This is a genomic window from Halobacillus litoralis, assembly GCF_004101865.1.
In the GTDB taxonomy this organism is placed as follows: Bacteria; Bacillota; Bacilli; order Bacillales; family Halobacillaceae; genus Halobacillus; species Halobacillus litoralis_A.
Map to the genome: position 1 here is coordinate 1,134,493 of NZ_CP026118.1, position 16,786 is coordinate 1,151,278.

General features: G+C 42.7%; 11 protein-coding genes. All 11 read right to left on the reverse strand.

Annotation, left to right across the window (positions count from 1 at the left end; all coding sequences use genetic code 11):
- Positions 1 to 72: 72 nt before the first annotated feature.
- Positions 73 to 1,191: a Ger(x)C family spore germination protein gene (locus HLI_RS05715; RefSeq protein WP_128523838.1), complete on the reverse strand. Its 1,119-nt coding sequence runs from the start codon at positions 1,189 to 1,191 to the stop codon at positions 73 to 75.
- A gap of 1 nt (position 1,192) precedes the next feature.
- A complete protein-coding gene (locus HLI_RS05720; protein WP_164908498.1) occupies positions 1,193 to 2,377 on the reverse strand; it encodes a GerAB/ArcD/ProY family transporter in 1,185 nt (394 codons plus the stop codon).
- Positions 2,277 to 3,890, reverse strand: a complete 1,614-nt coding sequence (locus HLI_RS05725) for a spore germination protein (protein ID WP_128523841.1) — start codon at positions 3,888 to 3,890, stop codon at positions 2,277 to 2,279. Before HLI_RS05725 ends, HLI_RS05720 begins: the two co-directional genes overlap by 101 nt.
- 214 nt (positions 3,891 to 4,104) lie before the next feature.
- On the reverse strand, positions 4,105 to 5,397 hold the full coding sequence (locus tag HLI_RS05730; RefSeq protein ID WP_128523843.1) for an NCS2 family permease: 1,293 nt from the start codon (positions 5,395 to 5,397) through the stop codon (positions 4,105 to 4,107).
- A gap of 249 nt (positions 5,398 to 5,646) precedes the next feature.
- Positions 5,647 to 7,119, reverse strand: coding sequence for a PH domain-containing protein (locus tag HLI_RS05735; protein ID WP_128523845.1), 1,473 nt, complete (start codon positions 7,117 to 7,119; stop codon positions 5,647 to 5,649).
- On the reverse strand, positions 7,112 to 7,591 hold the full coding sequence (locus HLI_RS05740; protein WP_128523846.1) for a PH domain-containing protein: 480 nt from the start codon (positions 7,589 to 7,591) through the stop codon (positions 7,112 to 7,114). Before HLI_RS05740 ends, HLI_RS05735 begins: the two co-directional genes overlap by 8 nt.
- Before the next feature lie 101 nt (positions 7,592 to 7,692).
- Entirely contained in the window at positions 7,693 to 8,505 is an 813-nt protein-coding gene (gene proC, locus HLI_RS05745) for a pyrroline-5-carboxylate reductase (RefSeq protein WP_128523848.1), read from the reverse strand.
- 215 nt (positions 8,506 to 8,720) lie between these two features.
- Positions 8,721 to 10,190 (reverse strand): potassium/proton antiporter, encoded by a 1,470-nt coding sequence (locus HLI_RS05750; RefSeq protein WP_241655988.1) that lies wholly within the window; start codon positions 10,188 to 10,190, stop codon positions 8,721 to 8,723.
- A 317-nt stretch (positions 10,191 to 10,507) separates the two neighbouring features.
- Positions 10,508 to 11,668: a sporulation protein YhbH gene (gene yhbH, locus HLI_RS05755; protein WP_128523851.1), complete on the reverse strand. Its 1,161-nt coding sequence runs from the start codon at positions 11,666 to 11,668 to the stop codon at positions 10,508 to 10,510.
- A gap of 967 nt (positions 11,669 to 12,635) precedes the next feature.
- Positions 12,636 to 13,964: a 2-oxoglutarate dehydrogenase complex dihydrolipoyllysine-residue succinyltransferase gene (gene odhB, locus HLI_RS05760; RefSeq protein ID WP_128523853.1), complete on the reverse strand. Its 1,329-nt coding sequence runs from the start codon at positions 13,962 to 13,964 to the stop codon at positions 12,636 to 12,638.
- A complete protein-coding gene (locus HLI_RS05765; protein WP_241655989.1) occupies positions 13,951 to 16,764 on the reverse strand; it encodes a 2-oxoglutarate dehydrogenase E1 component in 2,814 nt (937 codons plus the stop codon). The genes odhB and HLI_RS05765 overlap by 14 nt, the downstream gene beginning before the upstream one ends.
- Positions 16,765 to 16,786: the final 22 nt, after the last annotated feature.

Below are 16,786 nucleotides of genomic sequence, written 5' to 3' on the forward strand. Positions count from 1 at the left end.
AGAGACGAGACAACGAAGGAAAAGGTTTCAATTTTGTCTGGTTTTTTTGCTGACAGTAAAGTCATTCCGCTTTTAATTGATGATTCCATGTTGCAAAATTTCCACTTCAACTTTAGGTTTAATGGTTATTTCTGGATATTCTTCATTCCAATCCAACTCTTTCCACACTTTCGGGTGAAATGCTTTCACTCTTCTGCCTATCCCCAGAATATCACTATTCGCTTCTTGTATCTGACTAATGATTTGTTCAGAATCAGAGGTCAAAACTTCAGACAGTTCCTTGCTGATGCTACCAATTTTCCCTTTGACGTACAAGTGGTCAGAAGGGTATTCCACAATACGCACCTTCATTTTCAATTTCAGATGAGCTGTAACCTGATTATCTTTCACTTCTAATTTAAGGTCTTTATTGTTATTCATAACATTCACAGTTACATAATTCTGTATTTCCTCTTCATGTTTGTCAGAAACTTTGGCAGTCATTCGAGCAATTTTCCCCTTCTTGCCCTGTAACAGCATATATAAAGTGGTTTGCTCAGGGGCAATTTTCTCTCCCGAATATTGCTTATCATGAAACAGCCCCATTCCTGAAAAAGTGATCAATTGCTTTTCTTCGTCTACAGTAACCATCGGAACTGAAAAGTCAATACCTGGTTCTACTAACTCCGCGCATATAAGCTGAAGGTTTTCCCCTGTTGCATGCGTTGAATATACAGCAGCATCCAATAAACCACTAAGATATTGACTGATACGGGTCTCGCTTAAATTTTTTGTATTAATGACGTCTTTGGCTGTTCCACCTTCGGCTATAGCTAAAAAAGAATTCAAATTACTATTAGGGTTGCGATACATTTCGTCTAATATCGGATAGATATTCTTTTTTGCCAATTCTTCACCAAGGACTATCACTTTCACCTTAGACGGATCAAAGGTTTCAGAAATCATTTGATCTAATTTATCGCGAGCTTCCCTTGGGGTGTGAGCCGATGTTGAAATAACTTGAATCTTCTCTTCTCCTGGTCCCTCCACACTCCTTCTAACACTAGGGATCGATACCGTTTGGATAATCCCCCCATCTTCACCAACATCATAGCCCATCGATAATACCAGTTTGATATTTTTAAACTGGCGCTCATCCCAACAACCGGTCAACATCAAGAGACATACGAACGCAATCAACCATCGCTTCATATCAGTTCTGTCCTTTCTTTATCTTCTTGAAAAGAAAACTGAGAGGGAGCATCAGTAAAGGAAGAGTAATTGAAAATACATATCCCGAATAAATCACGGCTTGATTAAAAAACTCTAATTTCTTCATGTCAAACCCCACGTACACCGTAATGAAGAAGGTGATCATACCAAACACAATAAGGAAACGTCCTGTCTGCTGGGTTTGAAAAATTTCCTTCAAGCCAATACTTGCCATGTAAACATAGGTAGCGTAGGAAGTAGCCACACTTATGATCCAAATCGATATGAAAAATAAATCTATACGAGCTATGACAGGCAGTTCAAAGGATTTCAGCATGTACAATAGAGGTTCTGGTACTAATGGAAGCTCTTTCGTACTGAAAAATGTAAAACTCGCTAACACGATATACAAATAAAACACGACGACAAACCAATGAGCGAGAAATATCGTTTTCAATTTGTCTTTCGGCTTTCCTTCGACTTTTGGAAAGATGACAAGCGACACTATAAAACCGAAAAACGATAAGATCGCTTTATTAACACCAGTGAATATTTTCCCCCACCCTGTTTCAAGGATGGGAAAGAGGTAAATGATATTCATCTCTTTCATGGAGTACGTGACTAACAAAATAAGTACGACAAGCAAAAAAGAAAACATCGTATAGACTCTTCCCATTATGAGCAAACCACCGTCGACGAGATATATACAAGCTGCTATCATTAATAATGCAAGCACCCATAAAGGTGTATTCGGCAACACCCACAAACTAATCATCCTCCCGAATAATAAGATGATCAGCGTCCCGACCCCAAGGAAGTAAATGATATAAACAAACGAAATGAATTTGCCTAACCATTTTGAAAATAATTTCTCATTGATTTGAAAAAGCGTCAGCTCCGGGTAGTTTCTAGCTAGTGCCCACAGGACAAATAGCACGAGCTGCAAAAGAAGGCCGGCAATCAACAAGGAAATCCATCCATCCTGTTTAGCTACCTTATGCAGTTCATAGGGAATAGAAAGAACTCCCACCCCGATTTGTGTCTGAATAATAATGAAAAAAAACTGCCTTCGTGATAGCTTCTGCTCAGGCTTTTGGCTGGTCTGAGTGGGAGCTTGAGTTTGTATTGGATTTTGATTTTGTTGATTCTGATTCAGTTTTTGATCCGGATTGCTTTGATTGTTCACTATCTTTCCACTCCCTTGATGGCCCCATCGCAACTGGGCTTATCGCATGGGCATCCTTCGGCCGTTTCTTCATCATATATAGCGGTAACCTAACAAAGGTATCTTTTAAATCCACAAAACTGAGCGGGGCGACTGGAGCAAAATAGGGTACGCCAAAAGATTCAAGCCTTGCCAGATGGATCAAGATGAACATCATCCCGAACATGATCCCGACAAACCCTAGTGAGCCAGCTAAAAATATCAAAGGGAATGTCAGCAGCCTTAATGTCGTACTCAGTTCATTTGATGGAACAACAAAAGAGGCGATAGCTGTTAATGCGACGACTATTACCATCAGATTGGAAACCAGCCCTGCACGGACCACTGCATCACCAATGACGAGACCTCCAACAATACCGATGGTCTGACCGATTGGTTGCGGCAGCCGAATCCCCGCTTCCCTGATCAGTTCAATGATGATGACCATCACTAACGCTTCCATGATTGGGGGGTAAGCAATTTCATTGATAGAAGCCTTCACAGGTATGATCAATTCATCTGGAATCACTTCAAAATGGAAGCTGACGATAGCAATATAAAAAGCAGGAAGTCCGATGGCTATGATAAAACTGAATAATCTGATCAGGCGGACGAATGTACCTGTGAACCAGCGCATATTGTAATCATCTGGCGCCTGATAAAACATAAAAAAGGTAGAAGGAGCAATTAACGATGTGGGACTTCCTTCCGCCATGATCGCCACTCTTCCTTCCATCAAGTTAGCTACGACACGATCAGGCCGTTCCGTGTTCAGCATCTGCGGAAACGGTGAGTACGATTGATCCTCAATGAATTCTTCAACATACCCCGGACTATGAATCATATCAGCGCTAATTGATTTCATTCGCTTATCTACCTCTTCAACGATAGTTGGGTCTGTGATGCCCTCCATATACATCAAAGCCACGTTGGTATTCGTTTTTTTCCCCAACTTGTAATACTTGACTGTCAAACTCCTATGCTCTATCCTCTTTCTGACTAAATTGATATTAATCATCAAGTTCTCTACAAAGCCATCATGGGCGCCTCTCACCACTTTTTCATTCTGTGGCTCTTCCGTGGTGCGGTTGAAAACAGATGTAACATTAAACATGGAAACTTTCGAACTTCCATCCTCCACATAAACGGCGTGCCCACTCAAAAGGGATACGATAGCTTCCTCCAAGTTGAGTGTTTGCTTGGAATTAGGAATATCGGATATATCATCGACATGCCCTAATTCCAGTGGAGCAAATATCTTTGCTTGTACCTTTTCCTGATCCGCCAGCGATTCAATATATAAAAGAGCGGCATTGCCTTTTTTCAGGACACGTACTTTCAAATCATTGGTTTGATTAAAGGCTTGTAATATATATTCAACATTTATGGACAGCTTGGAAGAGCTCGCTTGTTGCGGCTCTTGCGACTGATCTGTAATTTGTCGATCTTGAATTTTGGTATGATCTCCATGAAATAACCGTTTAAAGAATCCCATCTGCATCACCTATCCATAACTTGCCACGGTTTCAGCCAAATATACTTTATACCTTCCAAATATGTGCATTGATATTTTTATTTACACAAGCTTTGACAATTTATGAAAGATTGCGGAAATAAAATCCCATTTATATGGAAAATCACAAATAAATAACAGACAAAAAACCCGTACCTGACATCTATGTCAGATACGGGTTTTGCGTTAATTCCATTTAATGCCCTGGGAAAAAGATCATCTGTAAAATGAAAATGAATGCGAACATGTACAACATCCAATGGACTTGCTTCCCTTTACCTACCACCAATTTCAATACAGGGTAGGTGATAAAGCCAAAAGCGATCCCTGTTGCAATACTTGACGTAAGCGGCATGGATAATATGATGATGAAAGCCGGAAAAGCATCATCAAAGGATCCCCAATTCACCTTCGCCAAACCTTCCATCATAAAACATCCTACAATAATGAGTACAGGCGCAGTTATTGCTGGTAAACCGGAAACGGCCCCGACAATTGGCGCAAAAAATATTGAAACAATGAACAATCCAGCTACCACAAATGTCGTCAAACCGGTACGTCCGCCAGCAGCTACTCCTGATGAGGACTCGATATAGGCAGAAGAGGGACTGGTGCCGAACATTGCACCTACCGTAGTCGCAGAAGCATCTGCCATCAAAGCTGCTCGAGCTCTCGGCAAACTCCCATCTTTACGAATGAATCCTGCTTGTTCAGCTACACCGATCATCGTCCCAGTCGTATCAAAAATGGTGACAAGTAAAAACGCGAAAATAACTGTATATAACCCATTACTGAAGACAGCGGCGATATCCATGTCCCAGAATACTGGCGCGGGAGGTGCGGCGACAAGCTGATCGATCTGTAATTGACCTGTGAAAAATCCAAGGACTCCTGTGACGAACATCCCGATGAACAACCCGCTTGTGACATTTCTCGCAATTAAAGCAAGGGTCACAAATAATCCAAAGATGGTTAGCAGTGTCCCAGGAGCAGTCAAATCCCCTAATGTCACAAGTGTCGAATCACTCTCCACAATTATTCCTGACATTCTTAATCCAAGAAATGCAATGAAGAGACCGATCCCTGAGGTTATTCCATACTTCAAAGAAGCAGGAATCGCCATGATCAGTGTTTTTCTCAAACTGGTCATACTCAAAATAACGAATAAAACACCAGCAACAAATACGGCCCCTAGAATGACAGAGTAACTAACGTCCTGTTGCACTACTTCTGTTACAAAATAAGCATTCAACCCCATGCCGGGCGCAATGGCAATCGGGTAATTCGCTGCAAAGGCCATAATCAATGTTCCGACGACAGCAGCAATGATGGTTGCCATGAACACTTGGTCGAAAGGAACACCGGCATTCGATAGGATAGCAGGATTGACGACTACGATGTACACCATCGTCAAAAATGTCGTAATTCCCGCGAGAACTTCTGTTTTAACATTTGTATGGTTTTGTTCTAATTGAAAGAATTTCTTCATAAATGGACACCTGACTTTCACCAAAAATAACAACGTTAATTATAATAATCCATTTACGAACATAAATCAACATTAAATTATTAAATGTTCGGATTTAAACCCTATTTTGATAGGTGCTCTAATTCGATTGTGTTGTTTGCCAGTAAAAATATCGATATCACTTTAAATCCATCAAGGGTAGTTATCAAATTGTTCACCACACCTATCCTATTATTTCAACAAATAAAACCGGCAGGAAGATTTCCCTTCCTACCGGCTTTCTATTTGTTTAGGCGGTTTATACCAGCTCAACACTTGGTCAGTATCCACCTTTTCTAAATAGTAACAGTGAGCAACAGATCCTCCTACACCTGACTTCAGCGTTACGCGTACACTCCCCAAGTCAGCATTTCGTTGAAAAAGCGTTTGTGCAACAGAAGCAGCTTGGATTCTATGCTTCTTCATCACATACGTTTGTTTAATGATGTTCCGAGTACGCAATGTCAGCTGATTGTCCTTTATTCTCCATCCTGCATCATGATAAGCGATCCAGCCAAGACCGGCAAATAAGATTCCGCCCAATATAGAAAGTAAACCATAAGGGAAAAAGAAAATGCTGATAGGAATGGCTGCCAGGAAAGCGAACCAGGAGTGACGGATCATATAGCGATACTTAGAACGGCCAGGGGGTTTATTGAAGGACCGAACAATATGGTAATCCGATAAAATCGGCTGCAACACCTTCTCAATTTCTTTCTTCCTTATCATAGGAAGCAATCTCAGTTGATGATCAGTATCCTTCTGTATTGAACCTCCAGCACTGATCAAAGTGACTGTTGCATACCCCAACGGCTGACGAATCAGGTTTTCTTCTATTCTGAGCCCCTGAATACGGTTCAATGGAATCGTCATCTGTTTCTTTTCTAACCAACCCCGTGTAATGATTAAGTCATCAGCTTCTAAAAATACAGAGAAGTTGGCATAACGCAGAATACTCAAGAAGATTGAAATTCCATAAGCAATCAGTAAAACGACCAGCACAGTAAAGGCTACGATTAACGCACCAATTTGTATCCAATCAAGGATTTCGTCATAAATCGTCCCCAAAGGCAACACATCCATGATCTGTGAAAAGAACACACCGACACCAGAAATCACAACTCCAGCGCCTCCTGAAGTCAGAGCCATGAGAATGATCTCTCTCATATTCATCCCATATACTTTCTCTCTTCCACCCTTTTTGAGATCCACGCTTTCATCTTCCGGCTCAATATCCGTTTGCCGTTGATTTTTTTCTTGAAATATCAATGATTCCAATTCAGAAGCTTCTTCACGCTTAATAGCTGTAAGTTCTGCTTCTGCACTTTGACTCCCAGTAGAACCTGCTGTCTCTACAGATACCTTCACCAAATTCAACGGACGGTGGAAAATCCCCTCGGAAAAATCTAAACTCTGGATACGGTCAATCGGGATGTATCTTTTTTTACGGAAAATCAAACCATACTCGATCCGAAGCTCACCTTCTTCCATACGATAGGTGAACCGCAGCCAACGTATAATTCCTGAACTCAGCACAAGCAAAAGAACGGCAATCCAGATGAGCAAAGGAATCCATTCAATATCTCCCCTGAACATATTTCCGTTCAAAACAAAGACGATCACTAAAGGTAAAGCTGCATCTTTCAGAGTTTTAACAAAATTGATGACAGCGGAAATCGGATGAAGCTTTCTAGGTTCAAACATCGTCTTCAGCCACCCTCGCTAATGAAGATATGGACTGACGAAGTCTTTCTGCCTCTTGTTCATCCAATGCAGGGATTTTATGTACGGTAGCAGCCGTGGAAATGCTGATCGTTGATAAATGAAATTTCCTTAATAATGGCCCTTGTTCCGTATCTACGTGCTGCACACGAACCATAGGGACAAGTGTCCGAGTGACGATGATGATGCCATGCTGTAAGTCAATATCGTGTTCGCTCACCTCGTAACGCCATCGTTTCCACCTTAAACTGGGGATTAACCAGACAGATACAATTAATTCAATGAATAAGACACCTAAAGCAATCAATAGTGTCCACCACGGCCAATCCCATAAAAGAACAGCAACAAAAAGTCCGATACTCAAAAGTATGACAATTCCTACCTGGATGGCCCCATAGATCCGCCAGAGAGTCAGTGCTTTTTGGGATATTCTTTGAGCAGGTTCTCGCTCCATTCTCCTCACCTCCTATTAGTGAATACGTTTCAAAGTTCCAAATGTTTCATTAAACTGAGTCTTCTCGGAGCAAACGAAAACCGGACAAACACTGCCCGGCATCACTTTTTCCCTGATAACTCCTTGGACTTGTCTGTACACGCATTCATTCCTTGAATGATCGCACTCCGCAAGCCCACTTCTTCCAGCTTGTTCACCCCTGCTATGGTCACTCCTCCAGGTGTACATACAGCATCTTTCAATTCTCCCGGATGTCTGCCTGTTTCCCGGACCATTTTCGCCGAACCTTCCACGGCCTGTGCAACCATTTTATAAGCTTTATCCCTCGGGAAACCTTGTTGGACTGCAGCATCAGCCATCGCTTCGATGAACATATATACAAATGCCGGCGAAGAGCCGCTGACGGCTGGAACAGCGTCCATCAATTTTTCTTCTACGATTTCAGCTTGCCCGAAGCTTTCAAAGACTTCCATTACATCCGCCAATTCTTCTTCAGTGACAAAGTCATTCGGACAAAGGACGCTCATACCAGCACCAACCAGCGAAGGTGTATTCGGCATCGATCGAATGACCTTCACATTTCTGCCGAATGCTTCTTTCATTGCATCCAGGGTAATGCCAGCCGCTATTGTCACGACAACAGTCTCTTCAGGAACCTCGTCGCGAATTTCCAGGATGATCCCCTGGTAAACATAAGGTTTAACTGCCAGGAACAATAAATCACTTTCCCTGGCCAACCGTTTATTATCATTGGCAATTTGTATACCATATTCATCTGTTACAAAATCAATCGTTTCATCTGATAAGGCCGTTGCAGCGATATCCTCCGCTTTGACAACGCCAGCGTCGATCATGCCTTGAATCATCGCTTGCCCCATCTGGCCACAACCAATGAAACCAATACGCTTAGTCACCGTACATTCCTCCTTAGTGTGATTCTTATTGTATAGGAAGATTGTCGACATAACAATTCTTCCTGCGATTCTTATCAACATCTAGTAAATTTTTCATGTTTTTTTGAGAAAAGGTTTACAAACCAGCTTTCATTACCTATAATTAAGAGTGTATTCTTCATATCATAAGGAAACGCCCAAAATATCATAGCTGCTACGAGAAAAGCCGAGCTGCCTTAAGCTCGGCTTTTTTCGTGTTCATTTTTTTCTTCCCTCACAGCTTCTAGTAACTTCCTGACTTCTTTCTTATTTTTCCTGGCGACTAGAATATACAAAGTATCTCCCGCTTTTATTTCGGTTTGACCATAAGGGGTGATGACGTCCCCATCTCTAATGATCGCATTGATCAAAGCACGGTCAGGAAGCTCCATATTCTCCAGTTTCTGGCCCACCACTACATTCTGTTCAATAACATCAAACTCAATCATCTCCACATTTGCTTTTCCGATCGATATCAGTTCAAGGGAATGAATTGGATTACCCACCTTATCAGAAACGAGCTTGAAACGTTCTGCCATCCAAGTAATCGATGCCCCTTGGACAAGAGCTGAAGTCAAGACAGTAAAGAATACGACATTGAAAATGAGCGGACTGTTTTCTAACCCCGCCAGCATCGGGAAAATCGCCAATACGATAGGAACCGCCCCACGCAGGCCAGCCCAGGACAAAAACATCTTTTCCTTAATATTGAATGAAAAACCGACCAAACTCACGTAAGTAGCTATAGGGCGTGCTATGAAAATAAGGACTAAGGCAATCAGCAATCCATCAAACATCACTGGCCATGTGAATACTTCGACAGGTGAAACGAACAACCCCAGGATGATGAACATCAGAATCTGCGCCATCCAACCGAAACCTTCGTGGAATCTGAGGATTGAATAACGGTAAGCAAGTTCAGCATTTCCGATAAATACCGCCGTTACATAGACAGCAAGCAGACCACTAGCTTGAAGAAGGGAACTTGAGCTGTAAGACAAGAAAGCAAATCCCAGGGCAAACAATGGATAAAGACCACTAGAATCCAAATTGATGCGATTCAATGATTGACTTGCCAAATAGCCGATGGCTGCTCCTACAGCCACCCCCGCTCCCATTTGCCAAAAAAACGAACCGATTAATGAAAAGACATTCATCTCATTAATGGTCAGAAGCTGAATGAAAGTGATCGTCAAAAATACTGCCATAGGATCGTTCGTCCCTGACTCAGCTTCCAAAGTCGCTTCAAGCTTGCCCCGAACATTCTTTCCTTTTAACACAGCGAAGACAGCAGCCGCATCGGTCGAACCGACGATAGCTCCGACCAGCATCGCTTCAATCCATCCAATATGTAGAATAAACTTGGCAGCAATAGCTACAATCATAGTGGTCAAAACAACTCCAGCCGTTGCCAAGGTAATGGCTGGAACCATCACAGGGCGAATATCTTTCCATTTGGTCAGCATCCCACCTTCAAATAGAATGACAATCAAAGCGATCACCCCGACTAATTGAGCGATTTCAGGATTATCAAAATAAATAAATCCGAGACCATCGCTTCCCACGATCATACCGACCGCGATAAATAGAACTAGTGAGGGGACTCCAAGACGCGAGGAGAATTTTGTAACGATTATACTGATAATCAACAACAAAGCCATCAGCATGATGAATTGATTAGACTGTAAGATTTCCTGAATCAAAAAATAACCCCCTTATCCCGAACTTTTCCCTTTATTATAACAAGGAAGGAGAGGTCACGTGTAATTAAAAAGCTTCATGCTATCCCCTTAAATCTCTCATCTCCAGAAGACGCTCCTTTAAACACTTTGGGTTTGAAGTTGGATTGTCCGGGAAACGACTCGCTTTCCTGAGGGTGGGAACTGGCAAACCTTCTAAGGCAATGTATCAGAATCGGTCCTTCAACATTCCACCCAAACGAAAAAAGCCAAGTAACATAATGTCACTTGGCCTGAAGTATTGATCAGCTGAAAATCTCTTCTTCCTGCTCGCTGAAGAATTGTTTCATAGCGTGGAAGACATCGGCTTTTCTCCGTAAAATATAATGTCTGAACTTTGGATGATCGATTGACTTATATGCTTGCATCAAACTGGAGGAACGGTTGTACTGATTCACCTCTCCATATCCGAACATCTGTGAGACTTCAATAAGCTGCTCAATCAGCCCCATACATCGTTTATTATCTGAGGTTAAGTTATCTCCATCTGAGAAGTGAAATGGATAAATGTTATAGCGTTCTGGAGAATATTTGGTCTCAATCAATTCTAGAGCTTTACGGTAAGCAGATGAGCAAATCGTTCCACCACTTTCTCCTTTAGAAAAGAAATCATCTTCATTGACGACTTTCGCCTGCGTATGGTGGGCAATGAATTCTATCTCTACTGTTTCATAATTCTTATTTAAGAAACGGTTCATCCAAAAGAAGAAACTTCTTGCCATATATTTTTCCCACTGCCCCATACTGCCACTTGTATCCATCATTGCGATAACGACAGCTTTGGATTCTGGCTTCGTCTTTTCGTTCCATGTCTTGTAACGGATATCTTCAGGGAATATTGGTGCAAAGGAAGCTTCACCACCGAGGGCATTTCTTTTATAAGCTTCAAGCATGGTCCTCTTTTTATCGATATTGCCTGTTAGTCCTGTTTTGCGGATATCACTGAACTCAATATCTGTGTGAATGATGTTATCCTTTTCTTTTTCATCAAGGTTCGGTAAAGTGAGCTCTTTGAATAAGGCTGCTTCTAACTCTGCTAAAGAAATCTCTGCTTCATAATAATCTTCCCCAGCCTGATCGCCAGCCCCGTCTCCATCTCCAGGCTTACCCTTCGATTGCGGTGCTTGAGCAACAACATCTCCGATTTCACTATCCCCTTCTCCTTGTCCTGCATGTTTATTCTTCTCGTGATTATAACGAATCTTATATTCATCAAGTGAACGTATAGGAATTTTAACGACACGCTTTCCATTCGACATCACAATATTCTCTTCTGTAATGAGGTCAGGTAACTGTTTACTCATTGCATCTTTCACTTTTTCTTGATGTCGCCGCTGATCGTCATAGCCTTTCCGATGGAGGGACCAGTCGTCTTCGGCGATTACGAAACTCTTCTCTTCATCCATGTTTTTCCCCCTCCTAATCGAGTATTACTCTATCGTATGCAGGTCCACGTAAAGGGATGAAACTTATTGAAATATGTATGGATTATTTGTGTTTTTCGCCTATTGATCATTCTATTTTTCGAGGAAAAAGTAATAGCTTCCGTTCCCTTTTCACACCTCCCTTTCACTTATTCAGCAAACTGGCAGATTGTTGAAGACTCAATTTCGAGACATTTTGTGAGAGGATAGGGCGGCGGGGAATGCTTCGCTTTCCGCGGGAGCGCGTTGAGCCTCCGCGGAATCTCTCGGAGCTACTGAAAAACCCTTTTCCACCTAGAGGAGTTGTTCAAGTTTGTTGTTGCTTCTCACGAATCGCTTATCGGTGGATGCTTGCCGCGGGCACGGCCTCAGCTAACTTGGTCAAGAAGATCACTTGACCAAGTGGATCTTCGGCTCGCGCTGTTCCCGCAGGCGTCACCACCGAACGCTCATCGTGGAAACAACAGTGGACTATCTAAAAAGAGTGATTTTCATTAATTTATAAAAGAAAATCGCTCTCATCCGTCTTTTCCAGAAGGAGTGCTGCGCAAGCATTCCCCGCACCCTTGCTATATGTTTTTCTCGAAATTCGTTCAGAAAAATGCTGGCATACTTGAGTTAGACTCAAACAGCTTAAGTTAATTACAGGGTTTCCTCCATGAATGCTCCCCTTGAGATGTAGTTTCGAGAGTCTTCCTAATCGTATGATTGGCTGGGAAACAGCGAGACTCCCGCGGGAATGGATTGGCTGGCAAGACCCCACAGAGCATTTAGCTCGAGGTGGCTTGCCGTCATCCCCGCAGGAAAGCGAGCCGTTTCCCAGCCAACCATAACCTCATATAAAGCCTCGAAACTGAGTCTTACCCTATCGGGAGCTTTAATGGGATTAGTTTAATTAATAAAAAAACCCCTCAACAGTAGAGAAACTGTTGAGGGGTTTGTTAGTTGATCAGCCTTCAAGCAATAGATCGTACGGATCTTCAATCATTTCTTTAATACGGCGCAAGAATTGTACTGCTTCTTTCCCATCTACGATTCTGTGGTCATAAGAAAGAGCAATGTACATCATCGGGCGCGCTTGAATCGTATCATCAGGCATGACTTTGGCGCGTTTTTCAATATTATGCAACCCGAGTATTCCGACCTGTGGAGAATTTAATATCGGTGTAGAAAGCATTGAACCGAAAATACCGCCGTTTGTAATGGTGAAGGAACCACCCTGTAAGTCACCTAATTGCAATTCTTTGTTACGAGCTTTCGTAGCTACGTCTGCGATTCCTTTTTCAATGCCTGCGAAATCCAAACGGTCTGCATCACGCACAACAGGTACTACGAGTCCTTCATCGGTTGAAACCGCCATACCGATATCATAGAATTTCTTCTGGACTATTTCATTGCCTTGGATTTCTGCATTGAGCAGAGGGAACTCTTTCAAAGCTCCGACAACTGCCTTAGTGAAGAATGACATGAACCCTAGTTTAATATCATGTTTCTTAAGGAAGGATTCTTTACGCTCACTGCGCAGCTGCATGACATTGGTCATATCTACTTCATTAAAAGTCGTCAACATCGCAGACTCTTGCTGCACTTCCACCAAACGTTTAGCAATTGTTTGACGACGACGGGACATTTTTATGCGCTCCACCGGCTTATCAAATTCCGTCTTTTGGGAATCTTGTTCTTTCTTCTTCTCTTTTTTCGGTTTTTCATTAGAGGAAGAAGCTTTCTGCTCTTCTTTTTCACTTCCACCTTTAGCAGCTTCATCGACATCTTCAGGACGGATGCGACCAAGTGGATCTCTAGCGGAAATTTCGCTCAGGTCAATGCCCAGTTCTCTCGCGCGCTTACGAGCAGCCGGTGTAGCGATAACTTCTTTATTAGAAGAGCCTTTTTTATCATCATCGGAGGAAGATGCTGGTTTTTCTTCTTCTTTCTCTTCTTTATTTTCTTCTTTTTGTTCAGATTTGGAAGCTTGTTCTTCCTCTTTTTCTTCTTCTTCAGATCCTTCATCACCTGAAGAATCTTCGGAGCCGCTTGCTTCGCCGTTCTCGTCAACTTTGGCGATCACGTCTCCTACTTCCACATCATCGCCTTCATCTTTCAAGAGTTCAGCGATGACACCACTTGCATCAGCATTCACTTCTACGTTTACTTTGTCCGTTTCAAGCTCGAGGATTGGGTCGCCTTTTTCCACTTGATCCCCTTTTTTAACAAGCCACTCTGCAATTGTACCTTCTGTTATGGATTCAGCTAATTCAGGAACTTTAATTTCCTTCATTTGATTTTCCTCCTTTAGACATCTGTAGCGCTTCATGAATGATTCGATTCTGCTCTGTTTTATGAATGTTCGGTTCTCCGACTGAAGGTGATGCACGATGAGGGCGTCCTACATAGCGGTGGATTTGGCCCTCTTTCAATAATTTGTGAAGAATTCCTTCAACGAAGTACCAGCTTCCCATGTTCTGTGGTTCTTCCTGGACCCATACCAACTCTTCTAGATTCGGATAAGATTCAAGAATCTCTTTTAAATGCTTTTCAGGGAATGGATAAATTTGTTCAACCCGCACAGCATCAATGGTTTCAAATGCTTGATCGGAGTTTTCAACTTTATCCTCGATTTCCACCATGATTTTTCCACTTCCTAAAAGTAAACTGGTTACCTTATCTTTGTCCTTATCTTCAGACAATCCCGGCTGCTTCATAATGGACTGGAAATGTCCTTCACTGAACTCCTGTCCTTCCACAGCTATACGTTGATTACGCAATAGGCTCTTAGGTGTCATTAAGACGAGTGGGCGCGCTTCTTCCTGATTACTAATGGCAGCCTGCCTTCTCAATAAATGGAAATATTGTGCAGATGATGTGACATTTGCAACCGTCCAGTTATTTTCAGCTGCCAACTGCAAGAATCGTTCCAGTCGGGCACTAGAGTGTTCCGGACCCTGCCCCTCGTATCCGTGCGGCAATAAGAACACCATATTGGACTTCTCGTCCCATTTCGCCCGTCCAGCTGAGATGAATTGATCAAAGATGACTTGGCCGGCATTCGCAAAGTCACCAAACTGCGCTTCCCAAATCACAAGAGATTCAGGTGCCTGGACACTGTAACCATATTCAAATCCGATGACCCCCGCTTCAGAAAGTGGGCTATTATGGATATCGAAAGAAGCTTTGGCCTGCTCTAATCCGTGAAGTGGACAATATGTTTCACCTGTTTCCACATCATGGAGAACCATGTGGCGGTGAGCGAATGTTCCTCGTTCCGTATCCTGCCCAGTAATGCGGATTGGTTTACCATCTTCTAAGATCGATGCGAAAGCCAGGGCTTCGGCAGTCGCCCAGTCGACTTTTTCCCCGTCATCAAGCATTTTCCCGCGGCGCTTGAGGATTTTTTCAAGTTTCTTAAAACCGTTGAACCCTTCAGGGCGTTTTAACATCCCTTCGTTCAAACTGCGAAGACGCTCTAAATCAACTGCTGTTTCTAATTCATCTAAGTCCTGTTCAACACCGCTTGGTCGATCTTTAACATCCGGTGCTTCTGTTTCGTGCTCATCCATATTGTTATAGACATCTTTAAGTTTGTTCTCAATCTCTTCTTTCATTTCTTCCAATGTACCGTCACTAACGACGGAATCTTCCTGTAACTGCTTCTCAAAAACAGCAGCCGCAGTACCGTGTTCATCAATTTCTTTATATAATCGCGGTTGAGTCGATCTTGGCTCATCCATTTCATTATGGCCGAATCGGCGATAGCCGACGAGATCGATTAGGAAGTCTTTATGGAATTTTTGACGATACTCATATGCGAATGCCATTGCCGATAGACATGCAATTGGGTCATCAGCATTGACATGCACAATTGGAATTTCAAACCCTTTCGCTAAGTCACTGGCATAACGGGTCGATCGTCCATCTTTTCGGTTGGTCGTAAACCCGACAAGGTTATTAGCGATAATGTGAACAGTACCTCCCGTACGGTAACCAGGAAGATCACTCATATTCAAGGTTTCAGCTACTACGCCTTCACCGATGAAGGCTGCGTCCCCATGAATAAGCAGACCGAACGCTTCATCATCGTCCATCTTCGCGTAACCCGCTTCAGTACGATCATCCTGTGCTGCTCGTGTGAAACCTTCAACCACAGGATTCACATACTCTAAGTGGGAAGGGTTATGACTCATCGTAACCCGGGTGGCTGACTGTTCTCCGTTTTCAATTTCACGTCTTGCTCCGAAATGATACTTCACATCCCCTGTCCAGCCATAATTGATTCCCGTGGAACCTTCAGACGGAACCAATTCTTTGTCTGGTGAGTGGTGGAATTCAGAAAATATGCGGTCATATGGCTTTCCAAGGATATGTGCAAGTACATTCAAGCGTCCACGGTGAGCCATACCCATCATGATATTTTTGATTCTGTCCCCTGAGGCTGACTGGATAATATGGTCAAGCATAGGTACCATGACATCCAATCCTTCAATGGAAAAACGCTTTTGCGCTACAAAGGTCTTAGCTAAGAAGTTTTCAAAACCTTCAACTTCTGCAAGACGGTAGAGCAGCTGTTTCTTTTCATCGTTTTCAAGCGACACCTTATAGGAATCAGTATCCACTTTCTCCTGCAACCATTCTCTTTCATCTTCATTGTTCACATGACCGAATTCAAAAGAGATGGTACCGGCGTATTTTTCTTTCAATGTGTTGACTACTTGAAGAGCATTGTCCAGTTTCAATGGTGATTCAGGCCACACCCATTCAGCTGGCATCTCTTCTAAGTCCTTTTCTTGTAGTCCATAAGTTTCTAAGTCAAGCAGGTTCGTCTTAGGTCGTTCATCACTGCCTACAGCATAAATATTTGCCTGTAAATGGCCGTGACGACGAATAGCCTCAACAAGTTTCAGTGCTGAGGTGATCTTAACGACGTCTCCTTTAGAAGGTGCAGCAACTCCATTAGCTTCCAGAGCTGTTCCGCCTTCCATCCAATCTGGAGCCCCGTGCTCATCGAAAATTTCCTTAAGTGAAGGATCGACAGCACTAGGATCGTTTTCATATTGTTCAAATTGCTCTTCAATGTACCCCATGTTGGGGCCATGGAAAATTTCC

Excerpts from the sequence above, each read along its gene's own strand:
- HLI_RS05715 (WP_128523838.1), bottom strand. The coding sequence starts at position 1,191 with ATGAAGCGATGGTTGATTGCGTTCGTATGTCTCTTGATGTTGACCGGT.
- HLI_RS05725 (WP_128523841.1), bottom strand. The coding sequence starts at position 3,890 with ATGGGATTCTTTAAACGGTTATTTCATGGAGATCATACCAAAATTCAA.
- HLI_RS05730 (WP_128523843.1), bottom strand. The coding sequence starts at position 5,397 with ATGAAGAAATTCTTTCAATTAGAACAAAACCATACAAATGTTAAAACA.
- HLI_RS05735 (WP_128523845.1), bottom strand. The coding sequence starts at position 7,119 with ATGTTTGAACCTAGAAAGCTTCATCCGATTTCCGCTGTCATCAATTTT.
- HLI_RS05740 (WP_128523846.1), bottom strand. The coding sequence starts at position 7,591 with ATGGAGCGAGAACCTGCTCAAAGAATATCCCAAAAAGCACTGACTCTC.
- HLI_RS05750 (WP_241655988.1), bottom strand. The coding sequence starts at position 10,190 with ATGCTGATGGCTTTGTTGTTGATTATCAGTATAATCGTTACAAAATTC.
- yhbH (WP_128523851.1), bottom strand. The coding sequence starts at position 11,668 with ATGGATGAAGAGAAGAGTTTCGTAATCGCCGAAGACGACTGGTCCCTC.
- odhB (WP_128523853.1), bottom strand. The coding sequence starts at position 13,964 with ATGAAGGAAATTAAAGTTCCTGAATTAGCTGAATCCATAACAGAAGGT.
- HLI_RS05765 (WP_241655989.1), bottom strand. The coding sequence starts at position 16,764 with ATGGGGTACATTGAAGAGCAATTTGAACAATATGAAAACGATCCTAGT.